Source organism: Streptomyces sp. adm13(2018), from assembly GCF_008042145.1.
GTDB lineage: Bacteria > Actinomycetota > Actinomycetes > Streptomycetales > Streptomycetaceae > Streptomyces.
In genome coordinates this window covers 1-16,759 of sequence record NZ_RDBH01000060.1, presented here as the reverse complement: position 1 = coordinate 16,759, position 16,759 = coordinate 1, and the positions used below count along the sequence as shown (strand labels likewise).

The window sequence follows — 16,759 nt, the reverse complement described above, 5'->3', positions numbered from 1 at the left end:
GCGACGAAGCGTTCGGCGGTGAGGTCGGGGCGGGAGAGGTAGCCGCGGGCGAGTTGGACGCCGGCGAGGTACAGCTCGCCGGGGACGCCGACGGGGGCGGGCCGGAGGCGGTCGTCCAGGACGTGGACACGGGTGTTCCAGACCGGGGAGCCGATCGAGGCGGAGACGCCGGTCGCCTCCCCGGGCAGGCAGGTCGCGGCGGTGACGTCGACGGCCGCCTCGGTCGGTCCGTACAGGTTCTCCAGGGCGATCGTGAGATCCCCCGCGGAGGCGTGGAAGCGGGTCACGAGATCGGCGGGGAGGGCCTCGCCGCTGCACACCACGAGTCGCAGGCTCGGGCAGGTCGCCGCGTCGACGCCGTCCAGGAACGCCTGGAGCATGGACGGGACGAAGTGCAGGACGGTGACCCGCTGTTGGCGGATCAGCTCGGCGAGGTACTCGGGGTCCTTGTGGCCTTCGGGGCGGGCGATGACCAGGGGGACGCCTTGGGTGAGGGGCCAGAAGAGTTCCCAGACGGAGACGTCGAACCCGGTCGGGGTCTTCTGGAGAACCCGGTCGGTGCCCCCGAGGAGGTACGCGTGCTGCATCCACTGCAGGCGGTTGACGATCGCGCGGTGCTCGACCATCACGCCCTTCGGCCGTCCGGTGGAGCCGGAGGTGAAGATGACGTACGCCGGGTGGTGCGGCAGCAGTGGGGCGAGCCGGTCCTCGTCCGTCACCTCGGCGTCCGACAGCTCCTCCAGCTCGGCGCGGACCTCGGGCGCGTCCAGGACGACCGGTTCGGCCTCGCACGCCGGGGGCAGCGATCCGAGCCCTTCGAGGTCGGTCAGCACGCAGACCGGCCGTGTCGTGTCCGTCATGTGGGTGAGGCGGTCGGCGGGGAGGGTGAGGTCGAGGGGGAGGTAGGCGCCGCCCGCGCGGACGACGGCGTGGATGGCGATGAGGAGGTCGAAGGAGCGGGGGAGGGCGACACCGACGACGGACTCGGGTCCGACTCCGCGTCCGACGAGGAGGCGGGCGAGCCGGTTGACGCGTGCGTCGAAGTCCGTACGGGAGAGGTCTTCGCCCTCGAAGACGAGCGCGGGGCTTTCGGAGCCGGTGGCGTGGGCGGCACGGGCGGCGCGGTCGGATCCGGCGGCGACGAGGTCGGCCAGGTCGGCCGGTCCGTCCAGGACGCGCGCGGTGTCGTTCCAGCCGTCCAGCCGCCGCCGTTCGGCCGCGTCCATCAGGTCGATCGACGTCACGGGCGCGGCCGGATCGGCCACCACGGCGGCCAGCAGCCGGAGCAGACGCTCCGTCAGCCGCTCGGCACCGGCCCGCTCGAACAGGTCGGTGGCGTACCGGACCCCGCAGCTCATGCCGGGCACACCCGCCCGCTCCGTGCGCCGGAACAGGATCTCCAGGTCGAACTTGGCCGCACCGCCCAGGACTTCGTACTCCCCGGCGTCGGTGCCGAGCAGCCGGGAGGTGTCGGGGCCGCCGCCCTCGTACGCCACCATCGTCTGGAAGAGGGGGTGACGGGAGAGGGAGCGGGCCGGATTGACCGCTTCCACGACGGCGTCGAAGGGCAGGTCGGCGTGGTCGAGCGCGGCGAGGTCGGTGGCCCGCACCCGGCGCAGCAGCTCGTCGAACGTGGGGTCGCCGCCGAGATCGGTGCGCAGGACAGCCGTGTTGACGAAGAAGCCGACGAGTTCGTCCAGGGCGCTGTCGCCGCGGCCCGCGACGGGGGTGCCCAGGGGGATGTCGTGGCCCGCGCCGAGCCGGTGCAGCAGGGTCGCGACGGCGGCGTGCACCACCATGAACATCGTCGCGCCGGACTCCGCCACCAGCCCGTCGAGTGCGGTGACCAGAGCGGTGGGCAGCTCCGCCGTGACCGTGTCGCCCCGGTACGAGGGCGTGGCGGGGCGCGGCCGGTCGGTGGGGAGGGCCAGCTCCTCCGGGACGCCGGCGAGGGCGTCCCGCCAGTAGGCGGCCTGGCGGGCGGCGAGGGAGTCGCGGTCGCCCGGGTCGCCGAGGAGCGCGCGCTGCCAGAGGGCGTAGTCGGCGTACTGGACGGCGAGCGGCGCGAACTCCGGCGCGTGACCGGCGGCGCGGGCCGCGTAGGCGGTGTCCAGGTCGGCGAGGAGCGGACCGGTGGACCACTCGTCCGTCGCGATGTGGTGCAGCAGCACGACCAGGACGTGCTCGTCGGCGGAGGTGCTGAAGAGGACCGCGCGCAGCGGGAGTTCGGCCGTGAGGTCGAAGACCTCGGTGGCCGCCGCCTCCACGAGCGACGACAGCTCGCCGGCCGGGACGCGGCGGACCGCGAACGGCACCTCGGCCGCGCCGGCCGCCAGGATCCGCTGGTACGGCTCCCCGTCGGTCTCCGCGAACACCGTGCGCAGCACCTCGTGCCGGCCGGTCACGTCCCCGAGGGCCGCGCGCAGGGCGGACTCGTCCACGGTGCCGCGCAGCCGCAGGGCGAGCGGGATGGTGTAGGTGGCGGAGGGGCCCTCGACGCGGTGCAGGAACCACAGCCGCTGCTGGGCGGAGGAGAGCGGCAGCAGCTCGGGGCGCTCGGCGGCCCGGGCCAGGACGGGGCGGGCCGAGGCCGTGCGCTCCGCGAGGCGGGCCGCGAGCGCCGCGACCGTACGCGCCTCGAAGACGTCGCGCACCGTGCACGCCGTACCGGTCGCGCGGACGCGGGCCACGACCCGGGTGGCGAGCAGCGAGTGGCCGCCGAGGGCGAAGAAGTCGTCCTCGGCACCGACGGCCGCGAGCCCGAGCACCTCGGCGTACACGGAGGCGAGACGTTCCTCCAGTGGCCCGCGCGGGGCCCGCGTGGGCTCGACCGCCGTCGGCGCGGGCACGGGCAGTGCCGCCCGGTCCAGCTTGCCGTTGACGTTCACCGGGAGGACGTCCAGGGCGACCACGGCCGCGGGCACCATGTACTCCGGCAGCTCCTCGGCGAGCGCGCGGCGGACCTCCGCCGGTTCCGCGCCGCCGGTCACGTACGCCACGAGGCGGGGGACGCCGGGGGTGTCCTCGCGGACGAGGACGGCGGCCGAGGCCACCCCGGGGAGTGCCGTCACGGCGGCCTCGACCTCGCCGGGCTCGACGCGGAAGCCGCGGATCTTCACCTGGTCGTCGACGCGGCCGAGGAACTCGATCAGGCCGTCGGCGCGGCGGCGGACGACGTCGCCGGTGCGGTACATACGGCTGCCGGCGGGCCCGTACGGGTCGGCGACGAAGCGTTCGGCCGTGAGGGCGGGCCGCCCGAGGTAGCCGCGGGCGTTCTGGGCGCCGGCGAGGTACAGCTCGCCGGGGACGCCCGTCGGGACCGGCCGGAGGCCGGCGTCCAGGACGTGGGCCCGGGTGTTGTCCAGCGGGCGGCCGACGACGGGTGTCGGGCAGTCCGTGACGCGGGCGACGAGCGCGTCGACGGTGAACTCGGTGGGGCCGTAGTAGTTGACGGTCTCCACCTCCGGGATCTCCCGCAGCTCGTTCCACAGGGCGGGCGGGACCGCCTCGCCGCCGAGGAGGAGGAGCGGGGGATGCACGTCGCCGGTGAGGAGACCCGCGTCCAGCAGGTGGCGGCCGTACGACGGGGTGACGTCGAGCGCGTCGATGCGGTGCTCGCGGACATGGGCGACGACGGCGTCCGCGTCGCGGCGGCCGTACTCGTCGAGGACGTGCAGCTCGTGCCCGGCGATCAGCCAGAGGAGCTGTTCCCAGGAGGAGTCGAAGGAGAACGAGGCGGTGTGCAGGGCGCGGACCCGGCGCCCGAGCCGCTCGGCGACCGGGCGGTACAGCGCGCGCTCGTGGTCCCGGTAGAGGTTGGCGAGGCCGGCGTGGTGGAGCCCGACCCCCTTCGGGCGGCCGGTGGATCCCGAGGTGTAGATGACGTACGCCAGGTCGTCGGCGCGGGGCGCGCGAGACATGGGGCCGGAGGCGGCCGCGAGCCGGGTCCGTACCGCCGGGTCGTCCAGGACGAGCCGGGCCGCGCCGGGCAGGCGCGGGACGGCGCCGTCGGAGGAGGCGGTGGTGACGGCGCAGACGGGCGCCGCGTCCCGCAGCATGTACTCCAGGCGTTCCGCCGGGTGGTCGAGGTCGAGCGGCAGATAGGCGCCGCCGGCCTTCAGGACGGCGAAGGCGGCCACGACGGAGTCGGCGGACCGGGGCACGCCGAGCGCCACGACCGCGTCGGGACCCACGCCCTCCTCGGTGAGGAGCAGCGCGAGCCGGGAGACCCGGTCGCCGAGCGCGGCGAAGGTGAGGCGCTCCTCGCCGCAGACGAGGGCGACGGCGTCGGGGGTGCGGGCGATCTGCCGGTCGAGGATCTCGACCACGCTCTCGCGCGGGTGGTCGACGGCGGTGTCGTTCCACCGCTCCAGGAGGGCCCGCTCGGCGTCGGAGCGCAGCTCGTACGAGGAGACCGGGGCCGAGGGGTCGGCGACGGCCTGCTCCAGGACGCGCAGCAGCCGCTCGGCGAGCGCGTCGGCGGTCGACCGGTCGAAGAGTGCGGAGGAGTAGAAGACCTCCAGGTCGAGGGTGTCCCCGTGGGCGGTGTCGGAGAACGTGATGTCGAGGTCGAACTTGGTGACGCCGGGGTCGACCCGGTCCACGCGTGCGTCGAGGCCGAAGAGCGCGCGGACGTCCTGGGTGACGGTGCTGTGCGACACCATGGTCTGGAAGAGCGGGTGCCGGGTCGGCGAGCGGTCCGGGTTCACGGTCTCGACGACGGTGTCGAAGGGCAGGTCGGCGTGGTCGAGCGCGGCGAGGTCGGCGGCGCGGACGCGCGCCAGGAGCGTCGTGAAGTCGGGGTCGCCGGACAGGTCGGTGCGGAGCACCAGGGTGTTGACGAAGAAGCCGACGAGCTCGTCGAGCGCCGCGTCGGAGCGGCCGGCGACGGGGCTGCCGAGGGGGATGTCGTCGCCGGCGCCCAGCCGGTGCAGCAGGGTCGCGACGGCCGCGTGGACGACCATGAAGACGCTGCTGCCGGACTCGCGGGCGAGGGCGCGGAGGTGGGAGGCGAGCGCGGCGGGAACCTCGCGGTGGACCATGCCGCCCGCGTTGCTCGCCACGGCCGGCCGGGGACGGTCGGTGGGCAGGGTCTGCTCGGCGGGCAGGCCGGCCAGCGCCTCGCGCCAGTACGCGGCCTGGCGGCCGGCGAGGGAGCCGGGGTCGGCCGGGTCGCCGAGGACGTCCCGCTGCCAGAGGGCGAAGTCGGCGTACTGGACGGGGAGTCCGGCGCCCGGTCCGGCGAACTCCGGGGCGCGGCCCGCGCGACGGGCCGCGTAGGCCGGCTCCAGACCGTTCAGGAACGGTCCCATCGACCACTCGTCGCTCGCGATGTGGTGCAGGACGACCACCAGGGCGTCGGTTCCGCCCTCCGTGTCGCGCACCACCGTGACCCGTACGGGAGCCTCCGAGGCCAGGTCGAAGAGGTGCCCGAGGGCACGCTCCACCGCCCCGTCCAGGTGCTCCCGGCCGGTCTCCTCGACCCGGAGGGACACGCCCGCGTCCGCGGGGGCCAGGATGCGCTGGGCGGGCTCGCCTTCGTGGTCGGTGAAGACGGTGCGCAGGCTCTCGTGCCGGGCGACGACGTCGCGGAGGGCCGCGTCGAGCGCTGCCGTGTCGAGGCGTTCGGCGAAGCGGGCCACGAAGGGGATGTTGTACGTGGTGCTCGGGCCCTCCATCTGGTGGAGGAACCACAGCCGGCGCTGCGCGTGGGAGAGCGGCAGCACCTCGGGGCGTCCGGCCGCCGCGAGGGCCGGGCGGGACGCGGACTCCCCGTGGGCGCCGAGGCGTTCGGCGAGCGCGGCCGGGGTGCGGGCCTCGAAGACGTCCCGGACGCCGCACTCGGTGCCCAGGGCGCCGCGGACCCGGGCGGCCACGCGGGCGGCGAGCAGGGAGTGGCCGCCGAGGTCGAAGAAGTCGTCCTCGGGGCCGACCGGGTCCAGCTCCAGGACGTCGGCGAAGACACCGCAGACGATCTCCTCGCGGGCGTCGCGGGGAGCCCGCCCGCCCGCCGTGGTGAGCCCGGCCAGGTCGGGGGCGGGCAGGGATCTGCGGTCGACCTTGCCGTTGGAGGTGAGCGGGAAGGCGTCGAGGACGACCACGGCGGACGGCACCATGTAGGCGGGCAGCCGCTCGGCGGCGGCCTGCCGCAGGGTCTCGGCGTCCGGGGCGAGGCCCTCGGCTGCGGTCACGTAGCCGACGAGGAGCTGGGAGCCCGGCACGTCCTCGCGGACCACGACGACCGCGCGCCCGACCTCCGGACGGCCCGTCAGGACGCTTTCGATCTCGCCGAGTTCGATGCGGAAGCCGCGGACCTTGACCTGGTCGTCGGCGCGGCCGACGAAGTCGATGCGGCCGTCGGGGCGGCGGCGCACCAGGTCGCCCGTGCGGTACATGCGGGTGCCGGGCGGGCCGTACGGGTCGGCGACGAAGCGCTCGGCGGTCAGGGCGAAGCGGCCGAGGTAGCCGCGGGCGAGCTGGGCGCCCGCGAGGTACAGCTCGCCGGGGCGGCCGTCGGGGGTGGGGCGCAGGGCGCCGTCGAGGACGTGGGCGCGGGTGTTCCAGAAGGGCAGGCCGATGTCCGGGGTGCCGGTGTGGTCCGAGGGCAGGACGGCGGAGGTCGCCCAGACGGTGACCTCGGTCGGCCCGTACACGTTGGTGACGGATCCGGCCGTCCGGGTCAGCCGCTCGGCCAGGGCGGCGGGCAGCGCCTCGCCGCCGACGAGGACCTTCGTGGTGCCGAGGGCGGTCGGTCGGCCGTCCTCCAGGAGGGCCTGCCACAGGGACGGGGTGGCCTGCATGACCGCCGGGCGGTGGGTGTCGACCAGGGCGGTGAGCGCGGCCGGGTCGCGGACGGTGTCGCGGTCGGCGAGGACCACCGTCGCGCCGCTGATCAGCGGTACGTGGAGTTCGAGCGCGGCGATGTCGAAGGAGATCGTGGTGACGGCGACGAGCCGGTCTCCCGGGACCATGGCCAGCTCGTGGGCCTGCATCCGCAGGAAGTTGGCGAGCGCGGCGTGCGGGACGACGACGCCCTTGGGGCGGCCGGTGGAGCCCGAGGTGTGGATGACGTATGCCGGGTGGTCGCCGGAGAGCGCGGGCGCCCCGGCCCCGTCGAGCGGGGCGGCGGAGAGGTCGGCGAGCGCGGCCAGGGTGTCGGGCGCGTCCAGGACGAGGGTCTCGGTGCCGCGGACGTCCGGGGCGGCGGGAGCACCGGCGAGGGTGGTGAGGACGCAGACCGGGCGGGCGTCCTGGACCATGAACTCCAGGCGGTCGGCCGGGTAGTCCAGGTCGAGCGGCAGATAGGCGCCGCCGGCCTTGAGGACGGCGAGGAGGGCGACGACGAGATCGGTGCCGCGGGGCAGGGCGAGGCCGACGAAGGACTCCGGGCCGACACCGCGCGCGGCGAGCAGCCGGGCCAGTCTGTTGGCGCGGGCGTCCAGTTCCGCGTACGTGAGGGAGTCCCGGCCCGCGATGAGGGCGGTCTCCTCCGGGTGGGCGAGGGCGCGCGCGGCGAAGGCGTCCACGACGGTGCCGGGCTCGGTCTCCCGCCCGGTGGCGTCCGCCGCCTCGGCGAGGGCGCGCCGGTGCGCGGCGTCGACCAGGTCGGGGCGGCCGACGGGGGTGTCGGGGCCGGCGGTGGCGGTCTCGGTGAGGAAGTGGGCGAACTCCGCGGTCCTGGCGGCGAGCGAAGCGGCGTCGTAGGCCAGCGGGTTGGCGTCGAGTTCGAGGCGGATGCGGCCCTCGGCGGCGTCGTGGTGGACGGCGAGGGTGAGGTCGTCCACCGGGCCCGCGGCGATGTTGTGGACGGAGCCGGGGGCGCCGGCGAAGGCGAGGGCGTTGTCGAAGGCCTTCACGTTGACCATCGGGCCGAGCGGGCCGCGGTCGCGGCCGACGAGGCCGAGGTCGCGGCGGATGTCCTCGGCGCGGTAGCGCTGGTGGCGGCGGAGCCCGCGGACGCCGTCCGCGACCTCGGCGACCAGCGCGGCCAGCGGCTGCTCGGGCCGGACGGCGACGCGCAGCGGCAGCACGTTGACGACCATCGCGGGGACCGAGAGGGCGGCGGAGCCCAGCCGGGCCATCGCGGGCAGCGACAGGAGGACGTCGCGGTCGCCGGTGGAGCGGTGCAGGAAGGCGGCGAACGCGGCCGTCACGACATCGGCCCAGGTGGCGCGGGAGGCCCGGGCGAGGGCGTGGATCCCGGCGGTCGCCTCGGGTCCGACGACGGCCTCGGCGCGCAGGAAGTCGGGCGCCGCGGGGAACGAGGCGCCGGACAGCGGTTCGTGGGCGGTGCGGCCGTCGAGGCGGGCGAGCCAGTGGGCCCGGTCCTCGGCGTACCGCTCGCCCGCGCGGTAGGCGCTCTCCTCGTCCAGTACGGCGGAGAGCGGGCCGAACGGGGTCGGGCCGGGCTCCTCGCCGCGGACGAGCGCCGAGTACACCTCGGCGGTACGGCGGGAGACCAGCGAGAAGCCGTAGGCGTCGAGCGCGATGTGGTGGACGCGCTGGTACCAGAGCGTGCGGCCGGGGGCCACGAGGTGCAGGGCGAACGCGAAGAGCGGGGAGCCGGCCGGGTCGGCGGGCGTGCCCATGTCGGCGCGCATCCGGGCGAGCGCGGCGGCCTCGGGGTCGGCCTCCGCGCGGTGGTCGACCGTGTCCAGGACCGGTCCCCGGCAGGGCTCCTCGGCGAGGAGCTGCCACGGGGTGCCCGACTCGTCCTCCTCGAAGCGGACGGTGAGGGCCTCGCACTCGTCGAGGACCCGGCGGACGGCCGCCTCGAAGAGGTCCGGGTCGACCGGGCCGTCGATCTCGACGTACTGGCCGACGTTGTAGACCGGGGAGTCGGGGGCGAGCCGCTGCCCGTACCAGACACCGGTCTGGGCCCCGGTGAGGGGGAGACGCCGCAAAGCACGCTCGGTCATGGATCTTGCTCCAGGTTCACCCGCGGCGGATCGGTCCGGACGCGGAAGGGAAGGGCGAGGAGGGGAGTCGGGGGAGGCGAGGGACAGCCGGGGACGGCGCGGGGGAGTCGTCCCGAAGGGTCCGACCGCCCGGGCGGGCCGGAGGCCGGCCGCCCTGACACCCAAGCGATTAGGTAAGGCTAGCCTAAGATCCTGGAGGGTTGAGGGGCTGTCAAGTGGGCTCCGGCGCCCCGGCCCGAGGATGCGGAGCGATGGGGAACGCTCCTCAGCTCGCCCGCTCCGAACCGGAACCGGCCTGCTCCGCACGGCCCTTGACCCAGGCTCCCGGCGTGCAGCCGAAGTGCTTCCGGAAGGCCATGATGTAGCCGTTCGTGCTCACGAAACCCACTCGGGAGGCGGCCGTTCCCACCAGATGGCCCCGGTCCAGGAGATCCAGTGAGCGGTTCAGGCGCACCCGCGTGCGCCACTCGGAGAAGGCCAGCCCCGTCTCGTTGCGGAAGGCGCGGCGCAGGCTGGTCGAGCTGGTGTGGAGGCTCTCCGCCCACTCGGTGGCGGTCCGCTGGTCGTCCGGCCTGCGCAGCAGCGCGCCGGCCACCGAGCGGGCCGACTCGCTCGTAGGGCGCGGCACCGGCAGTGCGGCGGACGGGGACCCGGTCAGCAGCGCGAAAGCGGAAGCCTCGTCGGCGCCGGAACCGCCCCGCGTCCGGGCGAGCAGCAGGCGTCGCTGCGCCTCGTCGATCCGGACCACCGTGGGCTCCTCGTAGGGGAGTTCATGGGTACCGGGGTCGAAGGGCTCGGCGAGCACCAGGGAGTCGGGGTGGAAGCGTGCGCTGTGCGCGGTGCCCGCGGGGATCCACAGGGCGACGGACGGGGTGAGTTCATGGGCGGCGCCCGCCGCGGAGACCGATATCCGGCCCAGCGCCACGTAGAGCAGCTGGTGGAAGTCGTGTGTGTGGGGCGGGTGACCGCCCGCCGTGATGAAGTCCTCGTCCGCCGCGGCGGCCGTTCTCTCCTGGGCCATCGCCCACCCCCTGGTCCGCAGGGACCGGGACGGATTCCCGGTCTCTCGGTGTGATCGGTCGGGCTCCTGCTTGGATGAGCGGAGCTTAGGTAAGGGTAACCTAAGCTGCCGCACGACCCGTGAGGAACAGGAACATCCCATGACAGACACGTCCCCACCGGTGAGAGCCCCGCTGTCACCGGTACGGACCCGGCTCTCGCGCGGCGCGACCGTCGCGGTGATCGCCATCGCCGCCGTGATCGCCACCCTGCTGGCCGGAATCGCGCTCGGCTCCCGGGACATCTCCCCCCTGGAAGTCGTCCGCATCCTGCTCCACCCGGACGGTCAGGCGTACAACTCCCACGTCCTGTGGACCGAACGCATCCCCAGGACCCTGCTCGGCATCGCCGTCGGCGCCGCCCTCGGCGCCTCCGGAATGATCATGCAGGCGCTCACCGCGAACCCCCTCGCGGACCCCGGCATCCTCGGGGTCGAGCAGGGCGCCGCCATGTTCGTCGTGTTCGGCATCATGTTCCTCGGCGTCACCGATGTCAGCGGCTACTTCTGGCTGGCCCTGGCGGGCTCCGCGCTCGCCGCCTCACTGGTCTACCTGATCGGCACCCGCACCGACGCGGGCAGCTCCGCCGTCGGACTGGTGCTCGCCGGAGTCGCCCTCGCCGCCGTGATGTCCTCCCTCATCACCCTCCTCGTCGTCCGCGACAAGGAGGCCTTCGCCCACCTGAGGTTCTGGTCCGTCGGCCAACTCACCGGCCGGGCCGACGTCATGGACCAGATCATGCCGTTCGTACTCTGCGGACTCCTGCTCGCACTGCCGCTCGGCGGCACCCTCAACATCCTCGGCCTCGGCGACGACACCGCCCGCGCCCTCGGCGTCCGGGTCGAGCGGGCACGGCTCTTCAGCGCCGCCGTCGCCGTCCTGCTCTGCGCCGCGGCCACCGCCGCCGTCGGCCCGGTCGCCTTCGTCGGACTGGTCGCCGCCCACTGCGCCCGGCTGCTCACCGGCCCCGACCACCGCTGGTCCCTGCCGATCTCCATGGCCGTCGGCGCCGTCCTCCTCACGGCCTCCGACACCGCCGGACGGCTCATCCTCGACCACGGGGAGATCCAGGTGGGCCTCATGACCGCGATCGTCGGCACCCCCTTCTTCGTCTGGCTCGCCCGCCGCCGGGACCTGGTGAAGATGTGATGACCACGACCGACCTCCGGCCCGCGCGGCCGGACACCCCGACCACCCCCGCCGTCGTCGCGCACCTGCRCTCCGGCCGACGCGCCCGCAACCGCCGCACCCTCGTGGTCGCCGCCGTGCTCGCTGCCGCGCTGCTCGCCCTGACGGCCGCCTCCGTCCTCATCGGCGGCATCGGCCGGGTCGCCCCCGCCGACGTCCTGCCCGCCATGTTCGGCCTGCGCGACGGCCTCGCCGACTACATGATCTTCCAGCTGCGCATGCCGAGGGCGCTGGCCGCGCTCCTCTCCGGAGCCCTCTTCGGCCTCGCCGGCTCGCTCTACCAGCGGCTCATCCGCAACCCGCTCRCCACCCCCGACATCGTCGGCATCTCGGCCGGCGCCGGAGCCGGCGCCGCGACCGCGCTGCTCTACGCCCCCGCCGCCTTCAGCGTCGGCGTCCCGGCGGCCGCCGTCGTCGGCTCCTTCGTCCTGGTCGCCGCCGTCCAACTGCTCAGCTGGCGGGGCGGGGTCGACACCTACCGGCTCGTCCTGGTGGGCATCGGCCTGAGCGCGGTCTGCACCGCCTACACCAACTACCTGTTCACCGTCGCCGACCAGCAGAGCATCGCCATCGCCATGCGCTGGACCGTCGGATCCACCAACGCGGCCGACTGGGACGGCGTCACCACGCTCGCCGTCGGCCTCGGCGTCTGTCTGCTCGCCGCCCTCCTGGTCGCCCGGCCCCTCGGCACCCTCGGCCTGGGCGACGGCTTCGCCGCGGGCCTCGGGACCCGGGTGACGACGGTCCGCGTCGGCGTCCTGCTCCTCGGAGCCGCCGCCGCGGCCCTCGCCACCAGCGTCGTCGGACCCATCGGCTTCGTCTCGCTGATCAGCGGACCCATCGCCGTACGGCTCGTGGGAGTCGACCGCTCGACGGCCGTCGCCCCGGCCGTCGGCGCCGTCATCGTCATCGGCGCCGACGTCCTCGCCCAGCACGCGCCGGTGATCAGCCCGGTGCCCACCGGAGTCCTGACCGCGCTGCTCGGCGCGCCCTACTTCGTCTGGCTGATCCTTCGACGCAGGCAGGGAGCCTCGTGACACACGCCGCGACACCGCAGACCGACGGCCTGGAGACCACCGGGCCCCACCCGGACGGCCCCCCGACCGGCGGACCCGAGACCGAGACCCGGAAGCCCGTGACAGCCGACACCGAGACCCGTACCGCCACCGGGGCGACGGCCCGGCTCGAAGCGCGGGGCATCGGCGCCGGATACAGCGGCACCCCCGTCATCGAGGACCTCTCCCTGCGGATCGAGGCCGGCCGCATCACCGCGCTCGTCGGCCCCAACGCCTGCGGAAAGTCCACCCTCCTCAAGTCGCTGGCCCGGCTGCTGCCGCTCACCGCCGGATCGGTCCTCCTCGAAGGCGCCGACATCCACCGGCTGCCCACCCGTGAGGTGGCCCGCCGGCTCGGCGTACTGCCCCAGTCCCCGGTCGCCCCGGAGAGCATCACCGTCGGCGACCTGGTCTGGCGCGGACGGCACCCGCACCGCCAGTTCGGCCGCCGCCGCGACGCCCACGACGACACCGTCATCGCCGAGGCCCTGCGGGCCACCGGCACCGCCGAACTCGTCGACCGTCCCGTCGACCAGCTCTCCGGCGGACAGCGCCAGCGCGTCTGGATCGCCCTGGCCCTGGCCCAGGACACCCCGACCCTGCTGCTCGACGAGCCCACCACCTATCTGGACGTCGCCCACCAGATCGAGGTGATGGACCTCCTCGCCGACCTCAACGAACAGACGGGCAAGACCATCGTGCTCGTCTCCCACGACCTCAACCAGGCTGCCCTCTACGCCTCGACCATCGTCGCCATGCGCGACGGACGCGTCATCCGGCAGGGCACGCCCGAAGAGGTGCTCGACGCCGACACCGTGGCCGAGGTCTTCGGCCTCAAGTGCGTCGTCGTCCCCCACCCCCTCACGGCACGGCCGCAGATCTTCCCCCTCGGCCGCCACCACCCGCAGGAGAACTGATCATGAACCGCCTCGCAAGACCCGCCGCCCGACGCTCCGCCGTCCGCACCCTGATCGCCGCCGCCGCGGCGGCCACGCTGCTCGTCGGCTGCGGCTCCGGTACGGAGGACAAGGCCGGCTCCGACAAGCCGACCACCGGCGGCAGCACGGCCGCGGCCGCCTTCCCGGTCACCCTCACCAACGCCTGGGGCAAGACCGAGGTCGCCGAGAAGCCGCTGAAGGTCGCCACCGTCTCCGACGGCGACACCTCCATCGCGCTCGCGCTCGGCCTGGTCCCCGTCATCACCCCGGACGCGGAGGACGGCGGCCCCGTCCCCGAGTACAAGCAGCGCGCCCTCACCAAGCTCGGCGCCGGCAAGCTCAAGACGTACGACGACACCGACGGCACCGACTTCGAGGCCATCGCCGCCGAGGCCCCGGACGTCATCCTCGGCATGAACACCTGGTCCATGGACACGGACTACGCCAAGCTCGCGCCGATCGCGCCGGTCGTCACCTACGCCGACAAGAAGGGCGCCGACACCCTGACCTGGCAGGAGCGCCTGAAGAACGCCGCCAAGGCCCTCGGTCTGACGGCCCAGGCGGACAGGGTCATCGCCGCCAACGGCAAGGCCATCGCCGACGCGGCCGCCGCCCACCCCGAGTTCAAGGGCAAGACGTACACCTACGCGGTCGTCCACCCCGAGCAGCTGACCTTCATGTCCCACGCCGACCAGGACCCGGGCATCTTCGAGCAGATCGGCCTGAGGAAGACCGCCAAGGCCGCCGCCTACACGGCCGACAAGAACGCCGTCAGCCTGGAGAACCTGGACGAACTGGAGGCCGACGTCCTGCTCATGACGTACCCCTTCGGTGACAACGGCCTGCTCAGCGCCTCCGAACTGGAGAGCAACAAGCTCTTCCAGTCCCTCACCGTCGTCAAGGGCAAGCACTACGCGGTGATTCCCTCGGAGAACACCCTCTCCTCCGCGGTCGCCTACCCCGACGCCCTGAGCTTCCCCTGGATCGTCGAGAAGCTCACCCCGATCCTCGCCCGGGCCGTCGCCGGCAAGTGATCCCCGCTCCCCTCCGGGGGCAGCACCACCCCGCACCACCCACCCGTCACCCGCGCGGGCCGGGCGGACCGGACGGCGTCACCAGGCCACCGGTCCGCCCGGCCGCGGTTCCCGGACCACCGCAGTGCCAAAGGAGCCCCCTCCATGTCCACCCGCAGCCCCCGCTCGGTCGTCACCTTCCCCATCGTGCTGAGGGAACTGACCGTCCTGCGCGCCGAGAACATCACCCCGGGAATGCGGCGCCTCACCCTCGGCGGAGCCCAGCTCGACGCCTTCGAGAAGAACGGACTCGAACTCCCCGCCCTGCGGACCGAGGGCTTCGACGACCACGTCAAGTTCTTCTTCGCCGACGAGACCGGCCGCCTGATCCTCCCCGGCCAGAACGTCAGCAGCCTGGACTGGCCCGCCGACGGCCGCCCCGTCGCCAAGGACTACACCCCGGTCCGGCACGACCCCGAGGCCGGGGAGATCGACTTCGACTTCGTCCGCCACGACGGCGGCATCGCCTCCACCTGGGCCGAGCACGCCGAGCCGGGCGACAGCGCCTGGATCGCCGGACCGAAGATGTCGCACAGCCACCCCGAGGGCGCCGACTGGCTGCTCGTGATCGGCGACGAGACGGCCCTGCCCGCCATCGGCCGCTGGCTCGCCGAGATGCCCGAGGGCACCAAGGCCCGCGTCTTCATCGAGATCGGCGACGACACGCACCGCCAGGAGCTGCCCACCCGGGCCGACGCCGAGATCGTCTGGCTGTCGCGCAAGGGCGCCCCCGCCGGCACCACCGACCTCCTCGAACAGGCGGTGCGCACGGCGGAGTGGCTGCCGGGCACCGTCTTCGCCTGGGTGGCCGGCGAGACCCTCACCCTCAAGGGCATCCGTCGCTACCTGGTGGCGGAGCGTCGGATCCCGCGCGACCACACCCACATCACGGGCTACTGGCGGCGTACGGACCACACGCCGGCCGCCCCGGTCGAGGGGGCCGCGCCGGTCGCCGTCGAGACGGAGGACGACGGGGACGACGCCCACGAGCGGCTGCACGAGCTGACGGACCTGGCCCCCGGCTACGCGATCCGGACGGCCGTCACGCTCGGTCTCTTCGACCTGGTCGACGGCGGCGTACGCGAGGCGGGCGAGCTGGCCCGCCGCGCCGAGGCCGACGCGCCGACCCTGAAGGCGCTGCTCCACTACCTGGTCTCGATCGACCTCCTCGCGGTGGGGGAGGACGGCTACCGGCTCACTCCCGTCAGCGAGGAGCTGGTCGAGGACGACCACTCGGCCGAGGAGTACCACCTGGAGGGCGCCCAGGCCGCGTTCGACGCCTCGCTCTCCGGGCTCCTGCACACGGTCCGCACCGGCGAGGCCGGCTACCGGACGCTGACCGGGCGGACCCTGACCGCCGCGATGGAGGACGACCCGAGGCTCGCGGGCACCGCCCGTACCGCCGTGGAGGAGGAGGCCATGTGGATCGCTCCCGGTGTCCTCCGGGCCCACGACTGGTCGGCGGTCACCGMGGTGACCGCGACCGGTCACGGCGCGGCGACCGTGGTCAACGCCCTGCTGAAGGAGTTCCCCGCGCTGCGCGCCCGGATCGCGGCCATGCCGTCGGTGCTGCGCGTGCTGGGCGACCAGGTCCTCGACACGGACGTCCTGCCGCGGGTCGAGCTGGTCGCCCAGTCCGCGGCCGTCCCGGCCGGTACCGACACCCTGCTGATGTCCCGTCAGCTGGAGTGGCTGGCCGACGAGGACGCCGTCCACACCCTCTCCGAGGCCGCCGCGGGTCTGGTGCCGGAGGGCACCCTGATCCTGGTGGAGATGGTCACCGCGGCCGACGCCGACGACGCAGACGCGGTCCTCCACCACCTCCGCCTCAAGTGCGCCTTCGGCTCCGGGGTCCGGGCGGCCGACGAGATCTCCGCGCTGGCGGAGCGGGCGGGCCTGGTCGTGCGGGAGCGCCGGGACATCGGCTGGGACCACCGCCTCTGGGTCCTCGCCCGCCGCTGATCCGCGGGTCGCGCGCCGATGCCGGTGGAGCGGGCGGGTGGTCAGGAGCCGGTGCGCGGAGCCGGCGGGACGTCCTTGCGTCCGCGTCCCGTGCCGGCCGCGGACCGTTCGAGGTGACTGTGCACCCGGCGCAGCAGGGAGGCGAGTTGCTCGCGCTCGGCCGGGTCGAGCGGGGCCAGGATCTCGTTGTCCGCGGTGGCGATCTCCGCGCTGAGTTCGGCGAGGTACGTCCGGCCCGCCGGGGTGAGCCGGACGACGACGCGGCGCCGGTCGGTGTCGTCGCGGACGCAGTCCACCTGCCCGATGCGGGCGAGGTCGTTGACGATCTTCACCAGGTCGCTGGCGTTCATGTCGAGCCGCGCGGCGAGGGCCGTCTTCATCTGCGGGCCGAGGTCGGCGAGCAGGGTCATCACGGTCAGGTGCCACAGGCGCAGCCCGCGGCCCTCCAGCCGTTCCGTGAGCCTCCGCCGGGCGACCTTGCCGAGGGCGTACATCAGGTACGCGTTGAGGTTGAGGACGCTGGGCGGCGTCATGCTCATGGAGGGCCGCGGGCTGCGCCTGTGGCAC

General features: G+C 74.3%; 8 protein-coding genes. 5 read left to right on the top strand and 3 right to left on the bottom strand.

The genetic code is table 11. The features are described from left to right. A partial coding sequence (locus tag EAO70_RS05335) for a non-ribosomal peptide synthetase (RefSeq protein WP_187283740.1) occupies positions 1-8,918 on the bottom strand: 8,918 nt, incomplete at its 3' end. 265 nt (positions 8,919-9,183) lie between these two features. Further along, positions 9,184-9,939, bottom strand: a complete 756-nt coding sequence (locus tag EAO70_RS05330) for a helix-turn-helix transcriptional regulator (protein ID WP_148001850.1) — start codon at positions 9,937-9,939, stop codon at positions 9,184-9,186. A 139-nt stretch (positions 9,940-10,078) separates the two neighbouring features. Between EAO70_RS05330 and EAO70_RS05325 the strand changes: the two genes are divergently transcribed. The 5 genes from EAO70_RS05325 (at position 10,079) to EAO70_RS05305 (ending at position 16,192) form a co-directional block, all read left to right on the top strand. After that, the gene (locus tag EAO70_RS05325; RefSeq protein ID WP_148001849.1) at positions 10,079-11,125 is read left to right on the top strand and encodes a FecCD family ABC transporter permease; all 1,047 of its coding nucleotides are present in this window, start codon (positions 10,079-10,081) and stop codon (positions 11,123-11,125) included. Beyond that, positions 11,125-12,201: a FecCD family ABC transporter permease gene (locus EAO70_RS05320; protein WP_148001848.1), complete on the top strand. Its 1,077-nt coding sequence runs from the start codon at positions 11,125-11,127 to the stop codon at positions 12,199-12,201. The genes EAO70_RS05325 and EAO70_RS05320 overlap by 1 nt, the downstream gene beginning before the upstream one ends. 98 nt (positions 12,202-12,299) lie before the next feature. Further along, complete coding sequence (locus EAO70_RS05315) at positions 12,300-13,136, top strand: ABC transporter ATP-binding protein (protein ID WP_315986210.1); 837 nt, start codon at positions 12,300-12,302, stop codon at positions 13,134-13,136. Between the two features lie 2 nt (positions 13,137-13,138). Further along, entirely contained in the window at positions 13,139-14,191 is a 1,053-nt protein-coding gene (locus EAO70_RS05310) for an ABC transporter substrate-binding protein (RefSeq protein WP_148001847.1), read from the top strand. Between the two features lie 144 nt (positions 14,192-14,335). Beyond that, on the top strand, positions 14,336-16,192 hold the full coding sequence (locus EAO70_RS05305) for an SIP domain-containing protein (RefSeq protein WP_148001846.1): 1,857 nt from the start codon (positions 14,336-14,338) through the stop codon (positions 16,190-16,192). Positions 16,193-16,233: 41 nt separating this feature from the next. Here EAO70_RS05305 and EAO70_RS05300 read toward each other — a convergent pair. Beyond that, positions 16,234-16,759, bottom strand: a 526-nt coding sequence (locus tag EAO70_RS05300; protein WP_187283739.1) for a MarR family winged helix-turn-helix transcriptional regulator, incomplete at its 5' end; no start/stop codon positions are given.

Excerpts from the sequence above, each read along its gene's own strand:
- EAO70_RS05330 (WP_148001850.1), bottom strand. The coding sequence starts at position 9,939 with ATGGCCCAGGAGAGAACGGCCGCCGCGGCGGACGAGGACTTCATCACG.
- EAO70_RS05310 (WP_148001847.1), top strand. The coding sequence starts at position 13,139 with ATGAACCGCCTCGCAAGACCCGCCGCCCGACGCTCCGCCGTCCGCACC.
- EAO70_RS05325 (WP_148001849.1), top strand. The coding sequence starts at position 10,079 with ATGACAGACACGTCCCCACCGGTGAGAGCCCCGCTGTCACCGGTACGG.